A 24,427-nucleotide genomic window follows, 5' to 3' on the forward strand; every position below is an offset into this window, starting at 1 on the left:
TTCAGGTTGCTTGGCTTTTCGTCGCGACATCGTTCACGACATCGGCGAGGGTCACATGCTTCAATACCGATTCCATCGCCGATTGGGCGTGGATAAAGATCGGCTCGATCGTCGCTTGGATATGTTGGCCGACGGGGCACGCCGGGTTCGGGTTGTCATGGATACTGAACAACTCGTTCTCCTCGACGACACTGACGGCGCGATAAACGTCATAGAGCGAGATCTCGTTCAAGTCTTTCGTCAGTTTGGCTCCGGCGACGCCAGGCTTCACTTCAATCAAGTCGGCCTTCTTCAACATGGCCATGATTTTTCGGATTAGGGCCGGGTTCGTGTTGACACTGCCGGCCAAAAAGTCAGACGAGGTGACGCCGTCCTGATTGACCTCGATCAACGTCAAGATATGAATGCCGACCGCGAAACGGCTACTGATGGACATAGGCTACCACCTTTCTGCACAAGTCATGTAAGTGAATTGGTTACATCTTCAGTATAACAGGGAACAAACAATTGACAAACGAAGATGCTGTAACTATTATGATTACATGTAACTGATTTAATTACAGGTTAAAAGGAGGAAATGATTTATGAAATACTTAGTCACAGGTGCAACCGGGAAACTCGGTTCGAAAATTGTCGATGTGTTACTCAAGTCGGTACCCGCAAGTGAACTCGCGGTCAGCGTCCGCAATCCGGAGAAAGCGGAAGCACTGAAAGCGAAAGGTGTCGATGTGCGACATGGGGACTTCGACAAGCCCGAGACGCTCGATGAAGCGTTCAAAGGTGTCGAACGACTGCTCATCATCTCGGCGGACGGGGACAACGACACGCGCATCCGTCAACATGCGAACGCCGTCGAGGCGGCCGAGCGCGCAGGCGTATCGTTCATCGCCTATACGAGTCTCGCCGACGCGACAGAGAGCCAAAACTTGATGGCACCGCCACATGTCGAGACCGAAGGCGCAATCGAGCGGACGGGGATCCCTCACGCGTTCTTGCGCAACAACTGGTACTTAGAAAACGAACTTGGTAGCATTCAAGGTGTGCTTGCCGGCGCACCTTGGGTGACGGCAGCCCGTGACGGCAAAGTCGGTTGGGCGCTACAAGAAGATTACGCTGAAGCGATCGCGAACGTTTTGATGGCAGACGATTTCGAACAAGACATCTTTGAATTGTCAGGTCCGCTCCATACGCAAGCCGAACTCGTCGAGGCGCTCAGTGAAGTGCTTGGCCGTGAAGTGACGCTCCAAGAAGTGAGTAACGACGCTTACGCTGGCGTCATGCGCGGCGCCGGGGTGCCGGAAGGAGCGATTCCGATCGTCGTCGGCATTCAAGACAGCATCCGCAACGGCTCGCTCGAGGTCGAGTCGAACGATTTCGAGTTGGTGCTCGGTCGTCCGGTGACGCCGCTCAAAGAGGCGCTTCAAAAGCTCGTATCAACGTTATAAACGATAATAGTGACGTCACGTTTTCGATAATTGAGAACGTGACGTTTTTTGATGAATATTAGTGATTTGTCTTCACATATTTGTGCACACGTCATCCCCATCCTTTATACTAACAATAAATGGATAATCATAGATGTACATAGGAAGGATCAATCACATGAAAAACATGATGTTTCTAATGGCCGTTGTCCTCGGATTAGCAATACTTTTCGGGTTGAGATATGAATTCAATGTCATCGGGGATATGGGCTTTAGAATCGCGGCCATCCTTATGCTCGTATCGGTACTCATCATTCGGTCGACTGCAAAAATTTCATTCTTCAGCCATTCATAAAAACAGACCGCGAATCCACATTCGCGGTCTGTTTTTTAGTTCGCTCGGGCTTCGAGCTGACCGGTCACGTCTTCTAACGTGCTCGCGGTCGAGGCGAGGCGGTCCGACATGTGGCTCAACTCTTTTTGGATGGCGACTTGTTCCTCGGTCGCGGCGGCGACGTGCTGAATTTGTTGCTGCAGTTCGCTCGCCGCTCGTTTCGTCGTCGCAAGGCGCGCCTCGAGCGTCTCCATCTGAGACGTCACGCGTTGACGTGTCTCTTGAATCGAACTGATTTGACCGTCGATTTCAGAGACGTCTTCGGTCAAACGATGGAACACGGCCGTCACATCGGCCGAGACGGTTTGACAGTTCTCGGTCGCGCGTTTGAATAACTGTGCCGAATCGCGGACGACGATCGTATCGTCCATCAGTCCACCGAGAACGCGGGTCATCTCGGCTGCATAATCTCGGGACTGGACGGCGAGCTTGCCGACCTCAGAAGCGACGACGGCGAAACCACGACCGGCGTCACCCGCCCGTGCGGCTTCAATCGAGGCGTTCAAGGCGAGCATGTTCGTCTGGTCGCTGATTGTCTCGACGTGCTGCAGGATGGCTTGAATTTCGGTCGATCGGTTCGACATCGTCGTGACCACGCGTTCGAGTCGTTCCGATTCGCTTATGATTTCTTCGACTTTCGCCTCCATCCGTCGCATGTCGCCGTCCCCGGCGATGGCGTCGGCCGCAATCCGTGACGAAGCGGCAGCTGTTTGGGCCATCCGTTCTTGGATAAGAGCCGTGAGGGAGCGAATCGATTGAATCTCCTCGGCCCCGTGGTTCATCGACGTCTCTTGCTCGGTCGCGTGGGCGACGATCGGATCGACGGTGACGGCGATTTGTTCCCCGGACTGGAGCGACTGGTTGGCTGCCGTCTCGAGTTCGGTCGCATGTGTCTTCAATGTCATGACGAGTTGACTGGCGTCGGTGACGGCTTGCTGTAACAGACGGTGCGTCTCATCTTCCTGTACTTTGACACGCGACGACTCGAGGTTACGGAAGTGAATCTGCGCGATAAGCACGGCGCTCAGTAGGATGAGATAAATCGCATGGACGAGAAATAGGCTGAACGGATAATCGGCCGTCCCGCAAATGATTTCAGGAACCAAGAAATATCCAGCGAGATGTTGCACGGCGAAGATGACCGTACTGTAGACGATCAAATCGATGCGGCGCATGAACGACAAAATCGCCAAGACGACGAAAATCGAGAAATGATATTCGACGAGCCCTTGCCCACCGGCGACGGTCGAGATGCTCGCGAACGTGAGCGTCAGCATCATCAAGTACGGGAAAAGATGTGGTTTTACGCGCTGGCTGACGACCATGGCGATCAATAGTACGATTGGGACTGCAAACAGGACCCATGTCGCGATGGGATATGCGTAGCCGACGGCACCGTTTCGGAGCACGGTGTACGTATAGGCAAAATCCGTGAAGCGGTGGAGCAGATGGACGATAACAGACGTCAAGACGATGACGAACGTGGTGACGAGCATCAATTGATTGCGTTTCGTAGAACTCATATAGATTCCTCCTGGTGATGGGTCAATATAGCTACTAGAGTATCGTCCGATTGGCACGAATGTTTATCGTTTTTACACGCCGAAGCAAAAAAAAGAGAAGCGGATGCGCTTCTCTAGTCTGACGTGAGTCCGAGCCACCGTTTGACGGGTTCCCGGAAATAGTAAGTGACACCAATCAACGTGACGAAGACGAGGGCGGCGATGACGACCAAAGTGATACTTCCCGAGGCGAGACTCGCCCCGAGAAAACTGTAGGCGAGCGTCCCTGGAATCATTCCGAGGACGGTCGCGAGGATAAACGACCGGAACCGGACCTTAGCAATCCCGCCCGCGTAACTGAGCAAATCGAAGCTGACGAGCGGGATGAGCCGCAAGACGAACACGTATAGGAAGCCACGTTGCTCCATCTGCGTGAACAGCTTCTCCGACCATGGATAGCTCTCGACCTTGAGCACGGACCTGCCGAACAGTCGGGCCATGACGTAACCGGTCACGGCCGCCGCCGTCGCCCCGAACAGGATGTAGAGGACACCCGGCCACACCCCGAAGGCGAGACCGGCCCCGAGTGACAGTACCGAAGTCGGCAAGAAGATGATTGGGCCAATCGCATAGATAAGGAAAAAGACGACAGGACCCCACCAGCCGAACGACAGGACGATGTCACGGATATCGGATGGACGGAGTTCATAGTGGAAATGAGTGATGTAGAAGATACTCCCGAACACAATGAGCATGAGACTAAGTTTGAGCCAGCGGGGCACAGATTACGCCTCCTTTCCATCAGTTCTTTTGTTTATCGTATCGCATTCCGTCTCCAAATGAAGGTGAGCCAGCTTACAAATGCGTCGGCAATGTGCGATTGTGCTCAATAGGGTGGCTAAAAATGGAAACATAGGTCAACGCATGTGCCGAGGGACTTCATTTTGAAGCTCTTTCCTACGATAAATCAGGTAGGGAGGGATCATCGTGAAAAATTTGAAGATGTCTAAAAAACTGACAGTACTGATCAGCGTATTCATCGCGACACTCGTTCTCGTCGCAGCACTCAGCCACGTCTTCATGGGACGCATGGCCGATGCGGGAGAATCGATTTATGAAGATCGGTTATTGCCGATTCGCGCCCTCGGTCAAATCCGGACGGATAACCGTGCCTTGGACGGGTATTTGCTCGAATTGATGCTGACGACGGATGCGTCTCGAAATGAAGAACTAGAGGCAAGTATCGAGGAACGGCGTGACAGCATCGGGACGAACCTCGAACTGTTCAACGAGACGTTCGCCTCAACAGATGCCGAGATGCAAGGTCGAGTCGAAGACTTGAATGCCGAGATTGCAGCATATCTCGAAGGGACCGAGCTCGTGCTTCAGCCGGTGCTTCGGAATGAGAACACGGCGGCCTATCGCGTCTATATGAGTGACTTGCGACCGGTCCGTCAAGACTTGGTCGAGACGGCAACGGTCGTCATGGACGGCATCAATCAAGAAGCCGAGACGGCAAGCACGACGATGCAGAACGAGCGGACGGAATCGGTCACGTTGTTCTGGGCGCTTGTCGCCATCGGGGCACTCATCTCAATCGGGCTCGGCGTCTACATCACGCGCCTCATCGTCCGTCCGGTCCGTGAGTTGAATGGACTCATGAGCCGTGCCGGAGCTGGTGATTTGACGGTCGACAGCACGTACACGTCACGATGGAAGAGATTGCATCCGGTTCGGTCCGTCAATTGACGCGTGTGAAGGAATCGAACAGTACGCTCACCGAACTGACGAATGGGATTCATCACGTCTCAAATAGCGCCCAACACATGACCGAACTGTCAGACGGGGCACTTCAAAAAGTCGGGACCGGCAACGAGTTGATTGAGACGCTCGAGTCCCAGCTCGAGGCGATGAACGAGAAAGTGAAGGCGTTGCAGACGGTCATCGGCCAACTCGACGTCCGCTCCCAAGAAATCGGCAGCATCACCGGTACGATCTCCGGTATCGCCGAACAGACAAACTTGCTCGCCTTAAACGCGGCCATCGAAGCGGCCCGGGCTGGCGACCAAGGACGCGGATTCGCCGTCGTTGCCTCAGAAGTCCGGAAACTTGCTGAAGAGTCGGCGATCGCGACGAAGCGAATCTCTGGTTTGATTGGAGATACGCAGACGGAGACGAAACAAGCCGTCCAGACGATGCATGTCGTCGAGAGCGAGATGGGCCATAGCGTCACGAACGTCCAACAGGCGGGCGTCGCATTCGAGGACATCAAGCGGGCCATCGAAGAAGTCGGTCAAAAAGTCGAGGAAGTGTCAGGTTCTGTCCAAGAGATGGCGGCCGGTGCGACCGAGATTTTGAGATCAGTGAACGAGATTCAAGGCATCACGGAGACGACGGCGACCGATACCGAGAATACGTCGGCGGCGACGGAAGAACAGATGGCGTCGATGGAAGAGATTACGGCATCGGCCCAAGAGTTGTCGAACATGGCAGACGAGATGCGCCAAATGACAAAACGATTTAACGTGTAACGAACAGGCAGGTCGCCATCGACCTGCCTGTTTTTGTGAATTCTGTTCTATTACCACACTTCGTTTCGAACTTCGTTTTTAAGAAACAGAGCAATCTAAGGACCCTGGACACGATTCAAATTAATCTATCAGGCGAGAGGTCGTGTATAGATCGATTGATGATAGTTAATTCGTAATGAGGAGAAACATACTTTTTATGTAAAAAGAATCAAATTGTAATAATATGTTATTTATCGATTGAATTTAATGGATGGTATGTTAGGTTTTAAATTGTACTAACCTTTCTCACTTCAAAATACTAACAGGAAAGAAGGAATGTGTTATGAACAAGAAGACAAAACGGTTTACTAGCTCAGCTTTAGTAGTCGGTGCGCTTTTATTAGGTGCAGGGTCTGCCTCGGCAGCAACTTTCGGTACTGCCTCTAGTGGAGCCTCTACAGAAGAGTCTTTCCAGATTAAGTACAACGGTGCTGCTTGGAATTACAGTAACTCAGCATACAAATGGACTTCGTTTAAATACACACGTGATGGGAGAACTTTGTTGAGCAAAGTCGCCTACAGCAGCAAAGTGACAGGGTCTGTTTGGGATGATTTAAGATGGGGAGATAAGTACACGACAAAATTCGGCTGGGCCCGTGGCGCACTAAAATAAGACTTTGTCGTTTGAATTTTTTAATTACTAAGCACGTAGGGGACGTGAATCAGGCCCGAGAGGTATGTTCCTACAGGGCCTGATCTTATACCGATGCGATTTGATTTTTTTCTATTTTAACTGGAAGATCAGCTTGTTTTTCTTGATGATCAGTTAGAACTCACAGTTTTTTTTAGCTAGGTAGTTGGCATTTAATTATACGTGTTACCATAAATTTATAAATGCCGTCTGTAAGGAGTAGGTCATGAAATATTCTTTATTTAGATTTAATGATGTGTTTGAAGCTTTTGCCATTTACTTCTTCTGTTTCGTTTCAAATTTAATATTACTTTATGTAAAAGTTACAGATTTAGAGGGCTCATTTATTTTAATGTCGTTCATTGAAAGCATTATCGACTATCAATTTGTAATCAGTATTGTTCTCACTTTTATTATGATGATTTTTCATTATCAATTTTTAAATCGGAGAAAAGTAGAGATATCCTGTCGCATCCTCGTCGGTGACACAAAGCAAAAGATTATGATTCGATATATGTTGAATAGCCTGGCGATCTTGCTGTTCACCTTTTTACTATCACTTTCATTGAACTTCTACTTGGATTTGAATATAACCAGCAATCTCTACCTCGTTTTGCTGTTTATCGTATACATATTAATTAGTGTAGGTCAGGTGAATAGAGAATGAGAATTTTACACTTTTTTATAACTAAAATATTTTTGAAAAGGTGGATCCTTGTTTTTGGAATGATCCTATTACTTTTTCTAGCGAATTATCTCTCGTTTAGTGCCACGCGTTCGATTATTTCGACTGTACAAGGTTATCAAGAAATTGAAACGTTTAACCAAGAAGGGAATTATATCGCCAATCTGGACCCGGACAGTGAAGCTGATTTCGCTCGAATTGAAATCGAGGATACACGCAAGATTTATGAGGATTTAAATAACAATTATACATACGCCCTACAAGCTGATGGTTTTACGACCTCGTTAGAGAATGAACATGATATGGAAGTGTCGTTCAATTACATCAATGATGAGGCTTACCAACTTAATCAGTTCAAATTGGCGCAAGGTGATCATTTGAGCTTCGATTATCAATTTCAAAAAGATGAAATTCCGGTCCTGATAGGTGGGGGTCTGGCCTCGACGTATCCTGTAGGATCAAAAATCGAGATTGCTGATCCGGTTACCCAACAGGTAGTCGATTTGAAAGTTCAAGGAATCTTGGAGAAAAATACGCACCGCTCTAATTTTTATGCGCCCAATTCAAAGAATTACTACAATTTTTCAATTTTCGTACCCGTCAATGAACAATTTATTCAAAGTGCAGGGCTTGACCTCCATTTGAATGGTTTGATGGACATCGTGTTGCTCGATTCGACGAAAGAAGAAGCAACGAAGTTGAATGAACAGATTCAGAACAATCTAGGGTTGGACTTTAACTTTTTTAGCCAACAAGAAAACTTTAATTACTTTGAAGATTATTATGTAAGCTCTTTGAAGATGATTAGTGCGATTACGCTCGTGTTACTCGTCGTCATTGTGTGTCTGGCGACTTGGAATACATTAATCAGTGTTCGGCTCATGATTAAAGATTTTACGGTCAATTTATTAGTGGGATTAAGTTACTCCAAACTGAGAACCATTTTTTATAGCTACTTTGCGATTTTGTTCTCGATCAACCTCGTCATCTTATTCGCAATCACCGCCTTCAATCGATACGGTTTTTGGATGAGGAAAGATTCGATTTTTGCCACGTATGGGGTATTTGGCTTAATCAGTATGGATTGGATCGCTTTCTTAGGTGTTCTATTGATTGACGTGATCATAGGGGTGATGATTGTGGAACTGGCGCTCAAAAAAATCAAGGGTATTCCAATCTCGGTGGGGGTTTTGCAATGAGTAGCATCATCAAGTTAGAAATTCAGAAAAAAGCGTTCGATAAGAAAGGATTTTCCATCCTGCATGATTTTGAATTAGAGGTTCAACCGGGGGAAAAGCTCTCGATTATAGGGGAGTCTGGCGTAGGGAAGACCTCGTTGCTCAATATAATCGGGTTGCTGGATACACGTTACCAAGGGAGCTATGAGCTATTTGATTCATCTGTTCAGGGGCTGTCACGGGATACATTAGCGAAATGGCGCAATCAAAAGATTGGATTCGTGCTTCAGGAATCGGCACTCATTGATTCGCTGACCATCGAGGACAATATTAAGTTACCGCTCATGTATGCCAATCTTGAAAAAGACCCACGCGCCCAGGAACACTTCAAGCGGATTGTGAGTAAGATTGGAATCGAGTCCATTTTGAAGAAGAAACCGTTGGAATGTTCGGGCGGACAACGGTCGCGAGCTGTTTTTGCGAGGGCTGTCATTATGAATCCCCAAATCATTTTATCCGATGAGCCGACTGCGTCACTAGACCCGGAAAACAAAGAGCGCATCATCGATTTGTTGTTTGAGATGAATCGCGAGTTCAATACGACAGTGATTACCGTGACACATGATTTGGACGTGGCCAATCGTCACGAGCGAATCATTAAGCTGAAAAGGAGCGAATAAAATGGGATTCATCGCAATGGTCTTGTCCTTCCTATTCGGTATCTTCTTTACCGTGATTGGTGTGGTTCGTAGAAAACAAAACATGTTTTACAAATTGTTGATTGTCTTAGGGGTAGCTCTCCTAGTTGTAGCAGTATATCTGGCAAGGCCGCAATGAGGACGGACTCAATCCGTTTCCGACTATGGGGGAAGCGGGGAAAATAAGGAATGCCAAACAGGCAGGTCGACAATCGACCTGCCTTTTTTAACGTGACTCGTACGCCGCAATCCATTGTTCTGGTGTCATCTTCGAGACGAGTTCACCCATCAACTCATATGGGATATGCTTCACGTTTTTGAAGCGGATACAGCTCTTGCCCATGTTCAATTTCGTCGGCACTTGGGCGGCGTATGACTCCTCGAACCAGCGGAGCAGTTCCGGGTCGCTATAGACGCCCATATGATACACGGCGACATGGTTCTTCTGGGCGATGACGCTCAAGAACGGGAGCGGGGTGCCCGGCGTGACGTGATACCCGGACGGATACGTCGATAGCGGGACGACATAATGGATGCCGTTCCCGTCGGTCGTCTTCTCGAACCCGGCCGGTAAGTTCGCATCGATGACGTCAATTAAACGGATGAAAGCGTCGAGCCGCTTGTCGTCGACGAGTGTCGTATAGTCCATCAGACGTCGCCTCCTCGTAAAATCTTCGCCATCGCTTTGCCTTTGGCCAGTTCATCGACGAGTTTGTCCAAATAGCGAATCTCGCGCATGAGCGGCTCCTCGACATTCTCGACGCGGACGCCGCAGACGACGCCTTTGATGAGGGCGCGGTCTTCGTTCATCTTGGGCGCAGCGGCGAAGAATGTGTCAAAGTCGACCTCGGCAGCGAGTTGGCGCTCGAGTCCGGCCTCGTCATAGCCCGTCAACCAGCGGATAATCGTATCGACTTCGTTTTTCGTCCGGCCTTTCCGTTCGGCTTTCGCGACGTAAAGCGGATAGACGCTCGCAAAGCTCGTCGTGTAAATGCGGTGTGCCATGAAATCCCCTCGTTTCGTGGAATGATACCTTCATTTTCTCACACATTCGAAAGACGTACCGAGAATATTTTTTGTTGCAAATGCAACCAAAACAACTATACTAGACGTAACGTATTGTAAATACAACAATCAGGAGGACTATATGAGAGACCAGTTGCGTGAAATCGGGATGATTGCCCGTTCCCTCGACTCGATCAGCAATATCGAGTTCAAGGAGCTCGAGCTGACGAAAGGGCAATATTTGTATTTGGTCCGGATTTGTGAGGAGCCGGGCATCATTCAAGAGAAGCTCGCCGAATTGATTAAAGTCGATCGGACGACGGCGGCGCGGGCGGTTCAAAAGTTGGAAACGAACGGGTTGATCACGAAGCAGGACGACCCGCACAACAAGAAAATCAAGCGGCTCGTCCCGACTGAACGGGGCAAGGCGCTGTACCCGGTTATCATCCGCGAGCATGAGCATTCGACTAACGTCGCGCTCGCCGGGCTGAGCGACCAGGAAGCCGAGCAGCTGCTTCGGCTGTTGAAGCGGGTCCGCCACAATATCGAAGGGGACTGGGATGCCGTGAAAAAAGGGAAGAAACGAGACTACTAGGGGGAACAATCATGATCACCATCAAAGCTTGTACAATCGAAGACGTTGACGCACTTCGCACCATCAGCATCGAGACGTTCACGGAAACGTTCGAAGCCGAGAATGACCCGGCGCATCTGGCCGCGTATCTAGAGCGGGCGTACAACGTGGCGCAACTTGAACAGGAGCTTTCGAATCCGGACTCACAGTTCTTTTTCGCCATGCTCGATGGGGAAGTGGCCGGCTATCTAAAAGTGAACGCCAACAACGCCCAGACCGAGGCCATGGGCGAAGAGGCGTTCGAACTCGAACGAATTTACGTGCGACGTGCCTTCCAAGGAAGCGGTGTCGGCAAGGCGCTGTACGACCAGGCCATCCGCTGTGCGAACGAACTGAAGAAGCGTGAAATCTGGCTCGGTGTGTGGGAACATAACCACAAGGCACTCGCCTTTTACCGAAAGCACGGCTTCGTCCAGACCGGGGCGCACACGTTTTATATGGGTGACGACGCTCAAGTCGATTTGCTTATGGCCAAGCCGCTTCGTCCGTGACCCATTCCAGTATGCCTGACAAGTCCTCGTAGACGGCGTCAGGGGCCAGGTCGGGCATATCGACCGGTTTGCCGTCGCGGTTAATCCAAGCCGTGTGGAACCCGAAGTTCTTCGCACCGGCGATGTCCCAACCGTTCGAGGATAGAAACAGCACCTCGTCCCGCTTCAGTCCGCTGTTTTTGAACCAATGCATGTAGGCGGCCGGTGACGGCTTGGCCTGTTTGATGCCGTCGATGCTGACGAGTTCATCGAACAGGTCGGTGAACCCGGCGTTATGGATGAGCGCCTCAAGCATCGCGTCCGTCCCGTTCGAGAGAACGATAGTCTGTTTATGATGAAGTTGTTGCAAGACGTCTTCAACCTCTTCATATGGCGACAGGTCGGCGTAAGTGGCAATCAATGCGTCCTCCGTCTCGATCGTCCACGTCACTTCGGCCGCTGACAATGCATACCGGAGCGCGTCGCGCGTGACGACGGAGAAGTCCTCGTAGCGCCCCATGATGTGGCGGGTAAAGAAGTAGTCGAGCTGTTTCGTCCGCCACGCCTGGCTGATTTGGTCACCTTTTCCGGGGAACTGTTCGTCACACGCCGTCTTGACGGAATGGACGTCGAACAAGGTCCCATATACATCGAACACGAATGCTTTAATCGTCGGTTTCATAGAGATCCCTCCTTAGTTGAATCGCGTCATCTACTCTTTACCCTAGTTGGCATGAATTATACGGGAGGGCCAGTCAGTTGATCAACGAACCAGACAGGAGGAATACGATGTACGTCCCAAAACTTTACGCCGTGAACGATCCGAGAGAAGTGCACGATTTCTTGAAGGCGCATCCGTTCGGCACCATCGTCACGTATGATGGCCAAAAACCGATCGCGACGCACGTGCCACTCCGTTTCCATGAGGAAGAGGGCCGCGTCTGGTTCACCACACACATCGCCAAAAACAATCCACAGTGGCAAACGATTGAAGACCAGACCGTCCTCTTGATCGTCCAAGGCCCGGACGCCTATGTGTCGGCGTCGTGGTACGGACATGAGGACGTATCGACGTGGAACTATCAGGCCGTCCATGCATACGGACAGGCCACCATTTTAAATGCGGACCAACTTGAGGAAGACTTGGCCGGACTGCTCCACGACCATGAAGGGGACCGCGAGCACGCCGTCGTCTGGGAGGAACTATCTGAGCCGGTGCAACGGCAGAAATATGGCGTCGTCGGGTTCCGCATCGACATCGAAGACATGCAGGCGGCGTTCAAGCTGAGCCAGAACCGGAACGAAGCGGACTATAATCGTATCGTCTCTGAGCTCGAGAGGGAAGGGTGTCCGATGGCGGATGTGATGCGTAAGCAACGATAATTTCGATTCATTGACCGGACGTTCGATTCTCATCTACCCAAGGGAAGTGTTGAGGCGTATCATCAATCGTGGAATCAAATTCAATGATGAAGCGAGCGAAGACAGATGAACAAGAAACGGTTGATGAGGTTGCTAGGTTGGCTGATTGTCATCTTGGCTTTGGTTGAACTGGCGACGGATTGGCCAGACCCACCGAACCCACCGATTGAACACCAGTTTGAAGAGCCGATTGCGTTTCCGTTTGAGATCACTCGGCGCTACAGTGAAATTGATATCGCAAAACCGCACCACATGCATCAATTCGTGTTTCACTATGTGAACGAGGAGACGACACAGGAGTTGCGCTACATCGTCCATAAAGTCGTCGATGAACCTGATGACATGGAAGATATTTCGTCATACGGAGACCAATATGTACTTGCGGACGGGACATCTGCTTTCTATGATGAGGCGGAATCGACGTCCCAAGGGTTATGGTGGATCAACAAAAATGGCTTTACTGCCCGAATCATCTACTACATCGATGGCAACTCCATCGAACTTGACGACGAGACCCGCTTACCGGTCCAACAACTGATCAACTTGGCCAACCAAACGTTATGACGTCAGCCTGCATCTCACCATTTGAGAGATGCAGGCTGTTTCTATTTTTCACAAGATATCTTGAAGTTCAGATTGACAGCACGCCCGGATTCATCCTATACTCATAAATGATAATGATTATCAATGTCGGCGTAAAACGTTGTCATACAGAAAAAGGGGACTAGGACATGAACAGCTACAAGAAAATGCTACATATGTTCATCATCATGTCTGCTTTCGTGCTCGTGCTCGCAGGATGCGGCTCGAACAATGAAGATGCAGCCACGACAGATGAATCTGCTGAAACGGCAGAAGGCTATCCAATCACAATCAAACACGCGTTAGGTGAGACGGTCATCGACAAGAAGCCAGAACGCGTCGCAACGGTCGGTTGGTCGAACCAAGACGTGGCGCTCGCGCTTGACGTCGTACCAGTCGGTTTCTCGGCTGCGAACTACGGTGTCCAAGACGGCAGCGGCATGTTGCCGTGGACGGCTGACAAGTTGAAAGACCTCGGTGAAGAAAACCCGAACATCTATCAAGATACGGACGGTCTCGACTTCGAAGCGATCGCCGACTCACAGCCGGACGTCATTCTTGCCGCCTACTCAGGTATTACGCAAGAAGATTACGACACGTTGACAGAAATCGCACCGGTCGTCGCATACCAAGAGACGCCTTGGGTGTCATCATGGCAGGACACGGTTCGTTACGACTCAATGGCCATGGGCATGGAAGAAGAAGGCAAACAGTTGATTGAAGACACAGAGAAACTCATCGCTGACAAGGCAGCTGAAGTACCGGAGATGAAAGGGAAGAAAGCGGCATTCGTCGCGCTCAGCCCAGACGATCTCTCGAAGTTCTACATCTACACGACGGGTGACCCACGCGGTGCCTTCATCGAAGAGCTCGGCATGGAGTACCCTGAGAACATCACAAGCCAAATCAAAGATGAGAACAGCTTCTACCTCGAGCTCAGCTCAGAGAACGCTGACATCTTGAACGACGTCGACATCTTCGTCGCCTACGGGAACGAAGAGACGTTGAAAGCACTTCAAGCTGACCCGCTCTACAGCAAAGTGCCGGCCATCAAACGCGGTTCGGTCGTCATGATCGAAGATAACACGCCGCTCGCGGCTGCTGGGACACCATCACCACTCTCGATCGAATATACGATTGACGACTATGTGAAACTCGTGTCAGAAGCACTCGCGAAAGTCGAGTAATCAAATGAATATGCCGAAGAAGTTACACACGCCGAAACGGTTCGGGCTCCTCCTCGTAGGGTCGCTCGTCCTGCTCGTCGTCTGTATGCTCGCTTCGCTTGCTTTCGGCTCACGGACAGTCGGATGGGATGAACTGCTTGACGGTTTATTCCGTCCGGCTGTTCAGTCGTATGAAGCGGACATCGTCCGGCAGCGGGTCGTTCGGACGGTGTTCAGTTTCATGTGCGGGGCAGCACTCGGTGTCTCGGGCGCATTGATGCAGTCGGTGACGCGCAACCCGATCGCCGACCCGAGCATTCTCGGGGTCAACACGGGAGCAGCGCTGTTCGTCGTCGTCGGGATTGCCTTCTTCAACATCTCGACCGCGAGCGACTATATCTGGTTCGCGCTCGCCGGGGCACTCTTGACGGCGGCGTTCGTGTTCGGCATTGGGTCGCTCGGTCGGGGCGGTTCGACGCCACTCAAACTTGTCTTGGCCGGCGCGGCGACGAGTGCGGCCTTGTCGTCACTCGTCATGGCCATCATGATTCCGCGCTCGAACGTCATGGACCAGTTCCGGTTCTGGCAAGTCGGTAGCGTCGGGGCCGGGACAATGGATTCGATTATGACGTTCCTGCCATTCTTTATCGGCGGTATCATTATCGCCATCTTGGCGGCACCGTCCCTCAACATCTTGGCGCTCGGGGAAGAGCTCGCCACAGGTCTTGGTGTCCGCATCGGCACGTTGAAATTGATTGCCTCGTTCGCCGGTGTGATCTTGTGCGGGGCGGCGACGGCACTGGCTGGACCAATCGGCTTTATCGGTCTCTTGGCGCCGCACCTCGTCCGCTTGGTCATCGGAGCGGATGAACGCTATATCATCCCGATGTCGGCACTCACCGGCGCGATTTTATTGACGTTCGCTGACGTGGCAGGGCGCTTGCTCGGCAGTCCCGGGGAACTCGAAGTCGGGATTGTCACGGCGTTCGTTGGGGCACCAATATTGATCGCCTTGACGATGAAAGTGAAGGTGCGTGGCGTATGACGAACCAATCGATTCAACCCATCATCCATAACAGTCGCAAGCGTCGGCAACGGACCGTCTTCGTGACGCTCGTCTTGTTCGCGCTGGCCCTTACGTTGAGCGCGACGATGCTCATGCTCGGCAATACGATTTATCCCGTCGCAGACGTCATCCGTGTCTTGTTCGGGGAACAAGTACCGGGCGCCTCGTTCGCCGTCGGCACGATCCGTCTGCCGCGCATGCTCGCCGGCGTCTTCGCCGGACTCGCGTTCGGAATCGCCGGCACGGTGTTCCAAACGATGCTCCGTAACCCGCTCGCCAACCCGAACGTCATCGGCATCACGACCGGTTCGAGTGCGGCAGCCGTGTTCGGTATCGTCGTCTTACAGGCGAGCGATACGTTCGTCTCCATCATCTCGATTATCGGCGGGTTATTGACCGTCCTCGCCATCTACTTCTTGTCGAAAGGCGCCGCCTTTTCAATCGGCCGGCTCGTCTTAGTCGGCATCGGGATTCAAGCGATGCTGACGGCGGTCATCAATTATCTGCTGCTCATCAGCCGCCAAAACGATGTCGGGACGGCGATGCGCTGGTTGAGCGGTAGCTTGAACGGGGTGAAGATGGAGACGCTCCCGCCGCTCATGATCGCGGTCGCACTCTGTCTGCCGGTCATCCTCCGACTCAGCCGACAGCTCCAGATTTTAGAGCTCGGGGAGATGACGGCGACGTCGCTTGGCGTTAAGACGAACCAGACGCGCGTGTTGCTCATTGTCGCCTCGGTGCTCATGCTCGCGCTCGCGACGGCGACGACCGGCCCGATCGCCTTCGTCGCGTTCTTGGCGGGACCGATCGCCAAGCGGCTCGTCGGGGACGGGCGTTCGACGATCATCCCGGCGGCACTCGTCGGGGTCATCTTGGTGCTCGCGGCCGATCTCATCGGTCAGTTCGCCTTCACGGCCCGCTACCCGGTCGGTGTCATCACCGGCATGGTCGGGGCGCCGTATTTGATTTATCTCTTGATCCGGATGAACCGGAGAGGGGAGCTATAACGAGAAATGAGCCACATCCGGCGTCGGATATGGCTCATTTTTTGGTTTAGTAGGCGGTCCAACCACCATCGATGGCGACGACTTGACCGTTGATGAAACTCGATTCGTCCGAGCCGAGGAAGAGGGCGAGTTGAGCGATCTCTTCCGGTTGTCCGATGCGTGGGTTGATGGCCATCCCGAGTTGCTGGCGACCGAACCCGGCCTGGCTCATGTTCGTCATCGTCGAGCCGATGTTCGTCGCGACCGCGCCCGGTGCGATTCCGTTACAACGGATGTTTTGATCGGCATACATGAACGCCGTGTTCTTCGTCAATCCGACGACGGCGTGTTTCGACGCCGTATAGGCCGCTCCGGCCCGAGCGCCGTACAAGCCCCCGGCCGAGATGTTGTTGACGATGACGCCGTGACCTTGCTTCGTGAACAAGTCGACGGCAATCCGCATCGATTTCATGACCGACACCGTATTGACGGCAAAGATTTTCTCCCAGCGCTCGTTCGAAATCTCACCGACCGGTTCCATCCCGTCCATGATGCCGGCGTTGTTGACGAGGATGTCGACTTGACCGAACGTCTTCACCGTCTCATCGAACAACTGCTGCAACGCTTCTTCAGACATGACGTCCGTCTGGATGGCGAACGCTTCGCCCAAAATCCCCTCTACGACGGCCTGTGCCCCGTCGAGATTCATATCCGAGACGACGACGCGAGCTCCTTCTTTCGCGTAAAGCTCCGCGATCGCTTTCCCCATTCCTGATGCTGCACCTGTGACAATCGCCACTTTCCCCGATAACCGCATGACTGTCTCCTCCTTTAATTGAACATGTGTTCAATAACTATTATAATGAACGATAGAAATCGCTTACAATCATCAAAAAAGAGACGTTCTGTTGAGTAATCAACACTTTAGGCCATAACTGTTGAGAGGAATGTGCGAATCATGAAGGCGGACTTGCGCGTCATCAAAACAAAACGAGCGCTCCATGAGGCGCTCGTCGAATTATTGAAGAATCATTCGCTCGAACAAGTGACGATTTCAGCACTTTGTCGTGTGGCAAATGTCAATCGGGGCACGTTTTATTTGCACTATGCCCGGGTCGAGGACGTGTTCGAGGAGTACTTCCAAGAGATCACGGCCGACCTCGCCAAGTCGTACGAGGAGCCGTATCGTCATGTGAAGTTGCTCAATCCGCGTGAACTCGAGCCGTCGACGATCCGCATCTTTCACCACGTCCAGACGTACGTCGACTTCTATCGCATCGTCTTCTCGAAAAACGTACCGCTCGCGTACTATTACATGTTGTTCGACGAAGTGCGCAAGTTGCTCCTCCGCGACACGGCGGCGCACAAGCAAGACGAGATTGACCATGCGTTGTTCTGTTCGTATCAAGCGAACGCCATCGTCGGGATGATCATCCATTGGGCCGAACACGACTTTGCGGCCAACCCGGACGAGATGAACGAGCAGTTGGCGCACATATTGCGCCTCGATTCCGGCCGCCGTGTTTAGGTGGCCGTTTCCCGTTCATCGAACAGCTCTAAAAATGTTGAGGCGACGTTCGACAGGCGACTCCCGCTCTTCCAAATCAAATGGACGGAAGACGTGAGCGGGGGATGGAGCGGGACGAACACCAACTCGGTCCCTTGCGTGTTGATGATCCCGTCGAGGCAGAGCGCGTGGCCGATGCCTTCCCGGACGAGGAGCGAGGCGTTATAGAGCAGGTTGTACGTCGCGACGACGTCGGCTTCAGTCAAATCGACGCCGAGCCGGGCCGACAAATGCCGGTCGACGAGCGATTGCTCTGACAAGATGAGCGACAAATCGAGAAGATCCCCGGTCTCGATGGCATTCTTTTGTCCGACCTGACTGTCACGGCGGGTCAAGATGCCCCAACGGTCGACGTGGGGGAGCTCGCGCGAGGTGTACGTGGCGAGATTGATTGGTTCGATGACGACCCCGAAGTCGAGGATGCCCCGGTCCAACTTGTCGATGACATCGTCCCCGTTGCCGCTATACAGGCGTAACTTGACGTCGGGATGAAGCTGTTTCATCTGTCGGAACGTCTCGACGACCGAAGTGAGCGTCTCCGTCTCACCACCGCCGATGTACAGTTCTCCGCTGACGGGTGTCGCCGTGTTCAAGTTGATCGAGATCTTATCGGCCAGACGGACCATCTCTTTGGCGTGTTCGGCCAAATAGTAGCCTCGTTCCGTCAGCGTGACCCCGCCTTGGCTCCGCTCGAACAACGGTCCACCGAGACTGTCCTCGAGCTGATGGATTTGTCGGGACAGCGCAGGTTGCGACAGCCGTAAGTGTTCGGCAGCGCGCGTGATGTTCTTTTCGCTCGCGACGGCGAGGAAGTACCGTAGTTGTTGTAGCTCCATGTCATCCCTCCATGCGTTTTCGTTATGGTTCTTAATCAAATAGTAGCATTAGACATGACGCTTGTCCGTTCCTATACTAGAGTCATTCAAAGGAGGAATGGATTATGACCATCAACAAAGTTGTCATCATCATGGGGGCGTCGAGCGGGATCGGCGAAGCGACGGCCCATCTATTGGCCGAACGGGGCGCGAAACTCGTGCTCGCCGCCCGTCGTCTCGACCGGTTGGAAGCCATCCAAGCGAAGCATCCCGAGGCTGACATCGTCATCCAGCAAGCCGATGTCACGGACTACGCAGCTGTCGAGGCGGTGGTGAAGACTGCACTCGACACGTTCGGGCATGTCGATGTCTTGTTCAACAACGCCGGGATCATGCCGACCGCGCCACTTGTCGACGGGCGCCGTGACGAGTGGCAGGCCATGCTCGATGTGAACGTGACCGGGGTGTTGAACGGGATTGCCGCCGTGCTTCCAATCATGGAACGTCAACAGTCGGGTCATATCATCGCGACGGATTCGGTGGCCGGCCACGTTGTCTATCCGGAGTCGGCCGTCTACTGCGGGACGAAGTTCGCGGTCCGCGCCATCATGGAAGGCTTGCGCCAAGAACAGCGGGAGAACAACGTCAAATCGACGATCATCTCACCGGGAGCCGTCCAGACCGAGCTGTACAACACGATCAGTGACAAACAAGCCGCCCAGGCGCTCCATGAGGCGCAAACCGAGTGGGGATTGACGAGCGAGGACGTGGCTGAAGCGGTCGTCTACGCCATCGACACACCGGACCGGGTCTCTGTCAGCAACCTCATCATCCGTCCGACGAAACAACAGGTGTGATGATGGGTAGCGGATTGAGAGAACGCGTGTCCGGTCGAACGATCGCTGCGGGCGAAGCCGTCTTTGAAGAGATTCATCACATTCAACGAGCCATCGAGCCGACGCTCATGCGCCTGAATTATCAGTACTTGCCGAAAGACGAGTTCCAGCGGACGCTCTCGGAGTTGCTCGGGCAAGACGTCGCGGACTCGGTCACGGTGCTACCGCCGTTCTATACCGATTTCGGGAAACACATCACGCTCGGGACAGACATCTTCATCAACCGTGGCGTCATGTTCACCGATCTCGGCGGCATCGACATCGAGGACCACGTCTTGATCGGCCCGTTCGCCAAGTTACTGACGGTCAATCATCCGACCGACCCGACCGAACGGCGCGGCTTGATCACGAAGCCGATTCGCGTGAAACGTAACGCCTGGATTGGGGCCGGGGCGACGATTTTGCCGGGTGTCACCATCGGCGAGAACGCCATCGTCGCAGCTGACGCGACGGTGACAAAAGACGTCCCGGACAACGTGACGGTCGCCGGGACACCGGCCCGTATCGTTCAGACGTCATGAACGTCATCCGCCTCGGATTGGTCGCTTCCATGTTGTTTCTCGCTGGGTGTGGGGACGACACGGTGAGGAAGCCGGAGAATCAGGAAGGAGTGACGTCACAAGTGGAAGAACTAAACGTCTCAATACGTTTCGAAACCAACCCGACAGCCGAAGCGCTTCAAGCCCGTCTGCCACTCACGTTGTCGATGCAGGACTTGCATCAGAACGAGAAGTATTTCTATTTCGACGAACCGTTCCCGACGAACCCGGAACGTGTCAGCTCGATTCGGGCTGGGGATGTCATGCTGTATGGGGATGACTGTCTCGTCTTGTTTTATGAAGACGTCGAGACGAGCTATGCGTATACGCGCATCGGTCGGGTCGAGGACTTCTCCACGCTTGCACCGCTACTCGGGAGCGGGACGGTCGAGCTGACGTTTCAAAACTGACACAACAGTGTGACCGCTTTCAAAATTTCATTGACTTCTCTATCGCTTGAGGTGTATGCTAAAAATCCTGCCCAAAAAAGAGAGGCCGGGAACTGGCATCAGTTCATTTCGAGTCAGAGAGGACCATGATCCCATGAACCAACAACAATTAGTCGAGCGTGCCCGCCAAGTGAAAGAGAACGCCTACTCGCCGTATTCGAACTTCCGCGTCGGAGCAGCGCTTCTCATGAAGGACGGTACGGTCATCGACGGTGTCAACGTCGAGAACGTCTCATTCGGTGCGACGAACTGTGCCGAGCGCACGGCCATCTTCACAGCGGTCGCGCAAGGCTATAAAAAAGGTGACTTCGAAGCCGTCGCGGTGTCAGGCGACACGGTCGACTTCTTGCCGCCATGCAGTATCTGCCGCCAAGTGCTCGTCGAGTTCGGCGACCCGGACTTCAAAGTGCTGCTCACGAACGGCAACGCCGACGTGAAAGAAGTGACGCTTGAAGAGCTCGTCCCGCTTGCGTTCACAGAACTCGAGATGTAACAGAAATGTCCCCACATCCATCGATGCGGGGACATTTTTTGTAGCTAACGATTACCGCCAAAAATTAAACAAGAGTCTGGGAACCGCGAGCGCGAGTTCAAATAAAAAATCAGCGGCCAAGACCGTATGATCTGATGAGTTGGATGGTTTCGGTCTGACGATTTGACCACGAACCGGATTCTTTCTCCCTTTTAGCCGAATCCGAAGCGAGGTGGCGGATGCCAGGTCGGGACTGTCCATCACTTGGAAGTGGAGGTGCGGTTCAGACGAATCCCCCGAGTTGCCGCAACGACCGATCAATTGGCGTGTCTTGACACGGTCCCCGACGTTGACGGCGATTGAACCGGCCTCAAGGTTTGCGAGGAGACTGTACTCGCCGTCGGCGTGCTCCAGTATGACGTGATTGCCGAAGGGGTGACTCGAATCTGGAACGTCCGGCAGATCATCGACAACGTTAACAACCGTCCCGTCCAACGGTGTGATAACGCGTTCCCCGAACGCATAAAACGAGTGGTTCCCGGACTTTGTCTTGTTGTATGACCAGTTGTTGTTCACTTTTATGAAGTCGTAGGCGTATCGTTGCGCGCGTTCCGGATAGTGCCGATTCTCACCAGGGTGTGTACCGCCTGATACGACGAGCCAGTCATCCGTGAACGGGAGGTGGTATGTATGTTTCGTGAAGCGACGGTCGCCCCTCGAATCGGGTTGATGTGGCGTCATGAGTAGGTCCTCGATGAGGTCGTCCTGATTGAACGTGACACTGAGTACGCGTTCCTTCCGGTCATCCATCCAGACGAGATGACGGCTTCCGTTCAATTTCATGTCATTCACGACCCGATAGCGGCGAACACCTTCATTGAATGAAGTGGCGAGCCGGTAGAACGTGTCGAGCGAGGTCTGCTGTTTGAATGAGTCGGTCGTCTGGTTATAGATTGAATCGAATTGACCATCGAGAAATGATTTAGGAAATGTTCGGACATCGAGTTGCATGTAGGTTCCACCTTTGCTGGTTGTTCCTATTGTATACGGCGTAAAGAACATAAAGTTTCGAGCAAACAAAAAGCTGAGCCCACGTGGACTCAGCATGTGTCATTCATTCGGTTCCCACGGATTGAAAAAGTTGTATGGGGGATGAACCCCTTCTAATGTCCGGAACTCATAGTCGCGTTCTTTCGCGTAGCGGATGATTGTATCGAGCGCTTGCGGTGTCATCGAGTGATCGTGTGCCAAGATGATCGAGGCGATATTCATCTCGAAATTTGCCTCGAGCCGATTGAACACACGCTGCTCGATTGGCGCGTTGTCTTTCTTATAGATGTGATCGAGACTGCCGACGTTCCAGTCCCAAATCTCGAAACCGGCCTCGTCCATCGCTTGCCAATGCGCAGGCGTCATCCCTGCGTCGCTACCGTAAATCGTGCGGGCCATGTTCGTATGGATGCCTGTCAGTTCATATATGAGACGTTGTACGTCCTTCATTTGACGCACGGCCGTCATCGGCGACGCATAAAACTCCTCGCGCACGTGTGTCATCCCATGCAAGGCGATGAGATGGCCTTCGGCGACGATGCGTCGGATGAGGTGCTCATTGCCCTTGATATTCTTCCCAAGAATGAAGAAGGTCGCCTTCACCCGATGCTTCTTCAAGACATCGAGCAGCGCGCCCGTCTTCCGGTTCGGTCCGTCATCGAGCGTCAAATAGATGAGACTGCGGTCGTTATAAGCTTTCGGTTTCGGAATCGCTGCCTGAGACAGGGAGCTGATCAACAAAAAAATCGACATGAGCAAAATGACACGTTTCATCATCCAAACAAAACTCCCTCGAGGCAAAAAACGGGTGACATGGCATCGGTATGAAGCATAGAATACCACAAACAGGAGTCAAAAATGAAGCTAAAAATGCCCCTGACGTGGAAGGTCAGGGGCATCGTATCGTTAGCGTGAAATCGTCTCGCCGTCTTCAGGAACGATGAGGCGATCGGCGAAGCCGTGTGATGCCGCATAGGCACGTAAGTCAGGACGCGATAGTTTCCAATGGTTGACCGCTTCCATATGGACCGCGATAATCGTCGCCGACGGGGCAGCCTCGTGAACATGGCGGACGTCCTCTTCGTTCATGACGAGCGACCCGCCTTCGACGAAATGGTTGTCCCCGGCGTTGACGACGATGACTGCTGGTTGATGCGCTTGAATCGTCTTGGCGACTTCGTCATACCAGACCGTGTCCCCGGCGACATAGAGCGTCTGTTCCGAAGGATGGGTGAAGACGACACCGCACACGAGACCGGCCATTTCTAAAATCGGACCGCGACCGTGCTCACCTGCTGTCTTCGTGAGGCTGATTCCTTCGAACGCTGTCGTGTTGCTCAACACGGTCACGTTCGTGAAGCCGTCGCCTTCGATGACAGTCAAATCGTCCTCGTTTTGCACGAAGAGCGGGATCGCTTTCGGCAGAACTTGTTTCGCGACCTCGTCGTAGTGGTCGAGATGCAGGTGGGTCAAAATGACGGCATCGACGCCTGTCAGAATGTCGTCGATCGCGATTGGCAGGTCGGCCAATGGATTAGCGTCTTGCCGTTCCGAGTTCGGGAACGGGGGATAGGCGCCCTTCTCCCCGAGGAACGGGTCGATGAGGAACGTCTTTCCGGCGTATTCAACGCGGAGTGTGGCATTACGGATCAGTTGCACGTGCATAGAAAAATCTCTCCTTTTAGCTATAATGTATGTACAGTTTAACAAGCAGCCGTCGTTTCATACATAACACGAATCAAGTGTTTGGACGGATTGGCTTGAATCGTGAAAGGAGTCACCCATGCTCGATCCAACTGACCGCCTCATCATCGAGGCGCTACAGGCGAACAGCCGGATAACGATGAAAGAACTCGGGGCACACGTGCACTTGACCGGGCAGGCGACGGCGACGCGCGTCAAGAAGCTCGAAGACCTCGGCATCATCGAAGGGTATACGATTCGCGTGAACGAGGACAAGCTCGGGCTACCGGTCCACGCGATGATCACCATCTTTACGTCGAGCACGTTCCACGACCCGTACCTCATGTTCCTCGAGGAGCACCGGCCGTATGTCCGCAATAACTACAAGGTGAGCGGGGACGGCTGCTACGTCTTAGAGTGCCGATTCCCGTCGAACCAAGAGTTGAACGCCTTTTTGGACGGGCTCAGCAAGTACGTCAATTATAAGTTGTCGATTGTCATTAACTGACGAAGGACCTGTGAATCGTTTGATTCACAGGTCCT

The 24,427-nt window shown here is 52.6% G+C and carries 30 protein-coding genes; 19 read left to right on the top strand and 11 right to left on the bottom strand.

Translation table 11 applies throughout. From position 1 onward, the window contains the following. Position 1: 1 nt before the first annotated feature. Complete coding sequence (locus KNP71_RS06130) at positions 2-436, bottom strand: Rrf2 family transcriptional regulator (protein ID WP_214830292.1); 435 nt, start codon at positions 434-436, stop codon at positions 2-4. 148 nt (positions 437-584) lie between these two features. On the opposite strand from KNP71_RS06130, the gene KNP71_RS06135 reads away from it, so the two are divergent. Continuing rightward, complete coding sequence (locus tag KNP71_RS06135; protein WP_214714407.1) at positions 585-1,445, top strand: SDR family oxidoreductase; 861 nt, start codon at positions 585-587, stop codon at positions 1,443-1,445. A gap of 369 nt (positions 1,446-1,814) precedes the next feature. Here the strand turns inward: KNP71_RS06135 and KNP71_RS06140 are convergent, their stop codons facing one another. Continuing rightward, entirely contained in the window at positions 1,815-3,341 is a 1,527-nt protein-coding gene (locus KNP71_RS06140; RefSeq protein ID WP_214830294.1) for a methyl-accepting chemotaxis protein, read from the bottom strand. A gap of 113 nt (positions 3,342-3,454) precedes the next feature. Then, a complete protein-coding gene (locus KNP71_RS06145; protein WP_021066195.1) occupies positions 3,455-4,102 on the bottom strand; it encodes a TVP38/TMEM64 family protein in 648 nt (215 codons plus the stop codon). 205 nt (positions 4,103-4,307) lie between these two features. Here KNP71_RS06145 and KNP71_RS15855 point away from each other — a divergent pair, with 205 nt between their 5' ends. From KNP71_RS15855 to KNP71_RS06165, 5 genes are all read left to right on the top strand, one after another. Beyond that, positions 4,308-5,069, top strand: a complete 762-nt coding sequence (locus tag KNP71_RS15855; RefSeq protein WP_353049138.1) for an MCP four helix bundle domain-containing protein — start codon at positions 4,308-4,310, stop codon at positions 5,067-5,069. Then, the gene (locus tag KNP71_RS15860) at positions 5,033-5,851 is read left to right on the top strand and encodes a methyl-accepting chemotaxis protein (RefSeq protein ID WP_251132758.1); all 819 of its coding nucleotides are present in this window, start codon (positions 5,033-5,035) and stop codon (positions 5,849-5,851) included. The genes KNP71_RS15855 and KNP71_RS15860 overlap by 37 nt, the downstream gene beginning before the upstream one ends. A 322-nt stretch (positions 5,852-6,173) precedes the next feature. Then, a complete protein-coding gene (locus KNP71_RS06155; protein WP_021066197.1) occupies positions 6,174-6,503 on the top strand; it encodes a hypothetical protein in 330 nt (109 codons plus the stop codon). A gap of 681 nt (positions 6,504-7,184) precedes the next feature. Next, a complete protein-coding gene (locus tag KNP71_RS06160) occupies positions 7,185-8,405 on the top strand; it encodes an ABC transporter permease (RefSeq protein ID WP_214830296.1) in 1,221 nt (406 codons plus the stop codon). Further along, entirely contained in the window at positions 8,402-9,064 is a 663-nt protein-coding gene (locus tag KNP71_RS06165) for an ABC transporter ATP-binding protein (RefSeq protein ID WP_029594744.1), read from the top strand. Before KNP71_RS06160 ends, KNP71_RS06165 begins: the two co-directional genes overlap by 4 nt. 244 nt (positions 9,065-9,308) lie before the next feature. Here KNP71_RS06165 and KNP71_RS06170 read toward each other — a convergent pair whose 3' ends face one another. Beyond that, on the bottom strand, positions 9,309-9,731 hold the full coding sequence (locus KNP71_RS06170; protein ID WP_131471386.1) for a DUF1801 domain-containing protein: 423 nt from the start codon (positions 9,729-9,731) through the stop codon (positions 9,309-9,311). Next, entirely contained in the window at positions 9,731-10,087 is a 357-nt protein-coding gene (locus KNP71_RS06175; protein ID WP_131471385.1) for a DUF2200 domain-containing protein, read from the bottom strand. Before KNP71_RS06175 ends, KNP71_RS06170 begins: the two co-directional genes overlap by 1 nt. Positions 10,088-10,229: 142 nt before the next feature. On the opposite strand from KNP71_RS06175, the gene KNP71_RS06180 reads away from it, so the two are divergent. Continuing rightward, on the top strand, positions 10,230-10,682 hold the full coding sequence (locus KNP71_RS06180) for a MarR family winged helix-turn-helix transcriptional regulator (RefSeq protein ID WP_214714399.1): 453 nt from the start codon (positions 10,230-10,232) through the stop codon (positions 10,680-10,682). Between the two features lie 8 nt (positions 10,683-10,690). After that, positions 10,691-11,212, top strand: coding sequence for a spermidine/spermine N(1)-acetyltransferase (gene paiA / locus KNP71_RS06185; protein ID WP_214830370.1), 522 nt, complete (start codon positions 10,691-10,693; stop codon positions 11,210-11,212). On the opposite strand, the gene KNP71_RS06190 is transcribed toward paiA, so the two are convergent. Beyond that, positions 11,187-11,873, bottom strand: a complete 687-nt coding sequence (locus tag KNP71_RS06190) for a haloacid dehalogenase type II (RefSeq protein ID WP_214830298.1) — start codon at positions 11,871-11,873, stop codon at positions 11,187-11,189. The two genes, paiA and KNP71_RS06190, sit on opposite strands and share 26 nt — an antisense overlap. 107 nt (positions 11,874-11,980) lie before the next feature. On the opposite strand from KNP71_RS06190, the gene KNP71_RS06195 reads away from it, so the two are divergent. The 5 genes from KNP71_RS06195 (at position 11,981) to KNP71_RS06215 (ending at position 16,434) form a co-directional block, all read left to right on the top strand. Continuing rightward, complete coding sequence (locus KNP71_RS06195) at positions 11,981-12,574, top strand: FMN-binding negative transcriptional regulator (RefSeq protein ID WP_214830300.1); 594 nt, start codon at positions 11,981-11,983, stop codon at positions 12,572-12,574. A 105-nt stretch (positions 12,575-12,679) separates the two neighbouring features. Then, complete coding sequence (locus KNP71_RS06200; protein ID WP_214830302.1) at positions 12,680-13,177, top strand: hypothetical protein; 498 nt, start codon at positions 12,680-12,682, stop codon at positions 13,175-13,177. A gap of 167 nt (positions 13,178-13,344) precedes the next feature. After that, positions 13,345-14,382 carry an iron-siderophore ABC transporter substrate-binding protein gene (locus KNP71_RS06205; RefSeq protein WP_021066227.1) on the top strand — a complete coding sequence of 346 codons (1,038 nt, stop codon included), beginning with the start codon at positions 13,345-13,347 and terminating at the stop codon, positions 14,380-14,382. Positions 14,383-14,392: 10 nt separating this feature from the next. Continuing rightward, positions 14,393-15,406 (top strand): FecCD family ABC transporter permease, encoded by a 1,014-nt coding sequence (locus tag KNP71_RS06210; protein WP_470295451.1) that lies wholly within the window; start codon positions 14,393-14,395, stop codon positions 15,404-15,406. Then, positions 15,403-16,434, top strand: coding sequence for a FecCD family ABC transporter permease (locus KNP71_RS06215; RefSeq protein WP_029594756.1), 1,032 nt, complete (start codon positions 15,403-15,405; stop codon positions 16,432-16,434). Before KNP71_RS06210 ends, KNP71_RS06215 begins: the two co-directional genes overlap by 4 nt. Positions 16,435-16,480: 46 nt before the next feature. Here KNP71_RS06215 and KNP71_RS06220 read toward each other — a convergent pair whose 3' ends face one another. Then, positions 16,481-17,230, bottom strand: a complete 750-nt coding sequence (locus KNP71_RS06220; protein WP_214830304.1) for an SDR family oxidoreductase — start codon at positions 17,228-17,230, stop codon at positions 16,481-16,483. 138 nt (positions 17,231-17,368) lie between these two features. On the opposite strand from KNP71_RS06220, the gene KNP71_RS06225 reads away from it, so the two are divergent. Continuing rightward, positions 17,369-17,941, top strand: coding sequence for a TetR/AcrR family transcriptional regulator (locus KNP71_RS06225; protein ID WP_214830372.1), 573 nt, complete (start codon positions 17,369-17,371; stop codon positions 17,939-17,941). Here KNP71_RS06225 and KNP71_RS06230 read toward each other — a convergent pair. Next, positions 17,938-18,816 (bottom strand): LysR family transcriptional regulator, encoded by an 879-nt coding sequence (locus KNP71_RS06230; RefSeq protein WP_214830306.1) that lies wholly within the window; start codon positions 18,814-18,816, stop codon positions 17,938-17,940. The two genes, KNP71_RS06225 and KNP71_RS06230, sit on opposite strands and share 4 nt — an antisense overlap. A gap of 104 nt (positions 18,817-18,920) precedes the next feature. On the opposite strand from KNP71_RS06230, the gene KNP71_RS06235 reads away from it, so the two are divergent. The 4 genes from KNP71_RS06235 to KNP71_RS06250 all read left to right on the top strand — a co-directional run bounded on the left by KNP71_RS06235 (position 18,921) and on the right by KNP71_RS06250 (position 21,172). Beyond that, entirely contained in the window at positions 18,921-19,652 is a 732-nt protein-coding gene (locus KNP71_RS06235; protein WP_021066233.1) for an SDR family oxidoreductase, read from the top strand. Continuing rightward, a complete protein-coding gene (locus KNP71_RS06240) occupies positions 19,652-20,212 on the top strand; it encodes a sugar O-acetyltransferase (protein WP_198922689.1) in 561 nt (186 codons plus the stop codon). Before KNP71_RS06235 ends, KNP71_RS06240 begins: the two co-directional genes overlap by 1 nt. Beyond that, on the top strand, positions 20,209-20,640 hold the full coding sequence (locus tag KNP71_RS06245; protein ID WP_214830308.1) for a cyclophilin-like fold protein: 432 nt from the start codon (positions 20,209-20,211) through the stop codon (positions 20,638-20,640). Before KNP71_RS06240 ends, KNP71_RS06245 begins: the two co-directional genes overlap by 4 nt. A gap of 133 nt (positions 20,641-20,773) precedes the next feature. Then, a complete protein-coding gene (locus KNP71_RS06250; protein WP_021066236.1) occupies positions 20,774-21,172 on the top strand; it encodes a cytidine deaminase in 399 nt (132 codons plus the stop codon). A gap of 51 nt (positions 21,173-21,223) precedes the next feature. Here the strand turns inward: KNP71_RS06250 and KNP71_RS06255 are convergent, their stop codons facing one another. The 3 genes from KNP71_RS06255 to KNP71_RS06265 all read right to left on the bottom strand — a co-directional run bounded on the left by KNP71_RS06255 (position 21,224) and on the right by KNP71_RS06265 (position 23,866). Beyond that, positions 21,224-22,162, bottom strand: coding sequence for a M23 family metallopeptidase (locus tag KNP71_RS06255; protein ID WP_214802145.1), 939 nt, complete (start codon positions 22,160-22,162; stop codon positions 21,224-21,226). Positions 22,163-22,261: 99 nt separating this feature from the next. Continuing rightward, a complete protein-coding gene (locus KNP71_RS06260) occupies positions 22,262-22,978 on the bottom strand; it encodes a polysaccharide deacetylase family protein (RefSeq protein WP_214802142.1) in 717 nt (238 codons plus the stop codon). Positions 22,979-23,107: 129 nt separating this feature from the next. Further along, entirely contained in the window at positions 23,108-23,866 is a 759-nt protein-coding gene (locus KNP71_RS06265) for an MBL fold metallo-hydrolase (RefSeq protein WP_214830309.1), read from the bottom strand. 118 nt (positions 23,867-23,984) lie between these two features. On the opposite strand from KNP71_RS06265, the gene KNP71_RS06270 reads away from it, so the two are divergent. After that, positions 23,985-24,392, top strand: a complete 408-nt coding sequence (locus tag KNP71_RS06270) for an Lrp/AsnC family transcriptional regulator (protein ID WP_029594764.1) — start codon at positions 23,985-23,987, stop codon at positions 24,390-24,392. Positions 24,393-24,427 lie beyond the last annotated feature (35 nt).

It is taken from the genome of Exiguobacterium sp. s56 (assembly GCF_018618255.1).
Taxonomy (GTDB): Bacteria; Bacillota; Bacilli; order Exiguobacteriales; family Exiguobacteriaceae; genus Exiguobacterium; species Exiguobacterium chiriqhucha.

Bases quoted from the DNA above. Each gene is read 5' to 3' on its own strand.
- KNP71_RS06255 (WP_214802145.1), bottom strand. From the start codon at position 22,162: ATGCAACTCGATGTCCGAACATTTCCTAAATCATTTCTCGATGGTCAA.
- KNP71_RS06250 (WP_021066236.1), top strand. From the start codon at position 20,774: ATGAACCAACAACAATTAGTCGAGCGTGCCCGCCAAGTGAAAGAGAAC.
- KNP71_RS06190 (WP_214830298.1), bottom strand. From the start codon at position 11,873: ATGAAACCGACGATTAAAGCATTCGTGTTCGATGTATATGGGACCTTG.
- KNP71_RS06195 (WP_214830300.1), top strand. From the start codon at position 11,981: ATGTACGTCCCAAAACTTTACGCCGTGAACGATCCGAGAGAAGTGCAC.
- KNP71_RS06135 (WP_214714407.1), top strand. From the start codon at position 585: ATGAAATACTTAGTCACAGGTGCAACCGGGAAACTCGGTTCGAAAATT.
- KNP71_RS06220 (WP_214830304.1), bottom strand. From the start codon at position 17,230: ATGCGGTTATCGGGGAAAGTGGCGATTGTCACAGGTGCAGCATCAGGA.
- KNP71_RS06165 (WP_029594744.1), top strand. From the start codon at position 8,402: ATGAGTAGCATCATCAAGTTAGAAATTCAGAAAAAAGCGTTCGATAAG.
- KNP71_RS06210 (WP_470295451.1), top strand. From the start codon at position 14,393: ATGCCGAAGAAGTTACACACGCCGAAACGGTTCGGGCTCCTCCTCGTA.
- KNP71_RS06170 (WP_131471386.1), bottom strand. From the start codon at position 9,731: ATGGACTATACGACACTCGTCGACGACAAGCGGCTCGACGCTTTCATC.
- KNP71_RS06215 (WP_029594756.1), top strand. From the start codon at position 15,403: ATGACGAACCAATCGATTCAACCCATCATCCATAACAGTCGCAAGCGT.
- KNP71_RS06260 (WP_214802142.1), bottom strand. From the start codon at position 22,978: ATGATGAAACGTGTCATTTTGCTCATGTCGATTTTTTTGTTGATCAGC.
- KNP71_RS06140 (WP_214830294.1), bottom strand. From the start codon at position 3,341: ATGAGTTCTACGAAACGCAATCAATTGATGCTCGTCACCACGTTCGTC.
- KNP71_RS06245 (WP_214830308.1), top strand. From the start codon at position 20,209: ATGAACGTCATCCGCCTCGGATTGGTCGCTTCCATGTTGTTTCTCGCT.
- KNP71_RS06230 (WP_214830306.1), bottom strand. From the start codon at position 18,816: ATGGAGCTACAACAACTACGGTACTTCCTCGCCGTCGCGAGCGAAAAG.
- KNP71_RS06130 (WP_214830292.1), bottom strand. From the start codon at position 436: ATGTCCATCAGTAGCCGTTTCGCGGTCGGCATTCATATCTTGACGTTG.
- KNP71_RS06265 (WP_214830309.1), bottom strand. From the start codon at position 23,866: ATGCACGTGCAACTGATCCGTAATGCCACACTCCGCGTTGAATACGCC.
- KNP71_RS06175 (WP_131471385.1), bottom strand. From the start codon at position 10,087: ATGGCACACCGCATTTACACGACGAGCTTTGCGAGCGTCTATCCGCTT.
- KNP71_RS06235 (WP_021066233.1), top strand. From the start codon at position 18,921: ATGACCATCAACAAAGTTGTCATCATCATGGGGGCGTCGAGCGGGATC.
- KNP71_RS06155 (WP_021066197.1), top strand. From the start codon at position 6,174: ATGAACAAGAAGACAAAACGGTTTACTAGCTCAGCTTTAGTAGTCGGT.
- KNP71_RS06205 (WP_021066227.1), top strand. From the start codon at position 13,345: ATGAACAGCTACAAGAAAATGCTACATATGTTCATCATCATGTCTGCT.
- KNP71_RS06270 (WP_029594764.1), top strand. From the start codon at position 23,985: ATGCTCGATCCAACTGACCGCCTCATCATCGAGGCGCTACAGGCGAAC.
- KNP71_RS06200 (WP_214830302.1), top strand. From the start codon at position 12,680: ATGAACAAGAAACGGTTGATGAGGTTGCTAGGTTGGCTGATTGTCATC.
- KNP71_RS06160 (WP_214830296.1), top strand. From the start codon at position 7,185: ATGAGAATTTTACACTTTTTTATAACTAAAATATTTTTGAAAAGGTGG.
- KNP71_RS15860 (WP_251132758.1), top strand. From the start codon at position 5,033: ATGGAAGAGATTGCATCCGGTTCGGTCCGTCAATTGACGCGTGTGAAG.
- KNP71_RS06240 (WP_198922689.1), top strand. From the start codon at position 19,652: ATGATGGGTAGCGGATTGAGAGAACGCGTGTCCGGTCGAACGATCGCT.
- KNP71_RS06180 (WP_214714399.1), top strand. From the start codon at position 10,230: ATGAGAGACCAGTTGCGTGAAATCGGGATGATTGCCCGTTCCCTCGAC.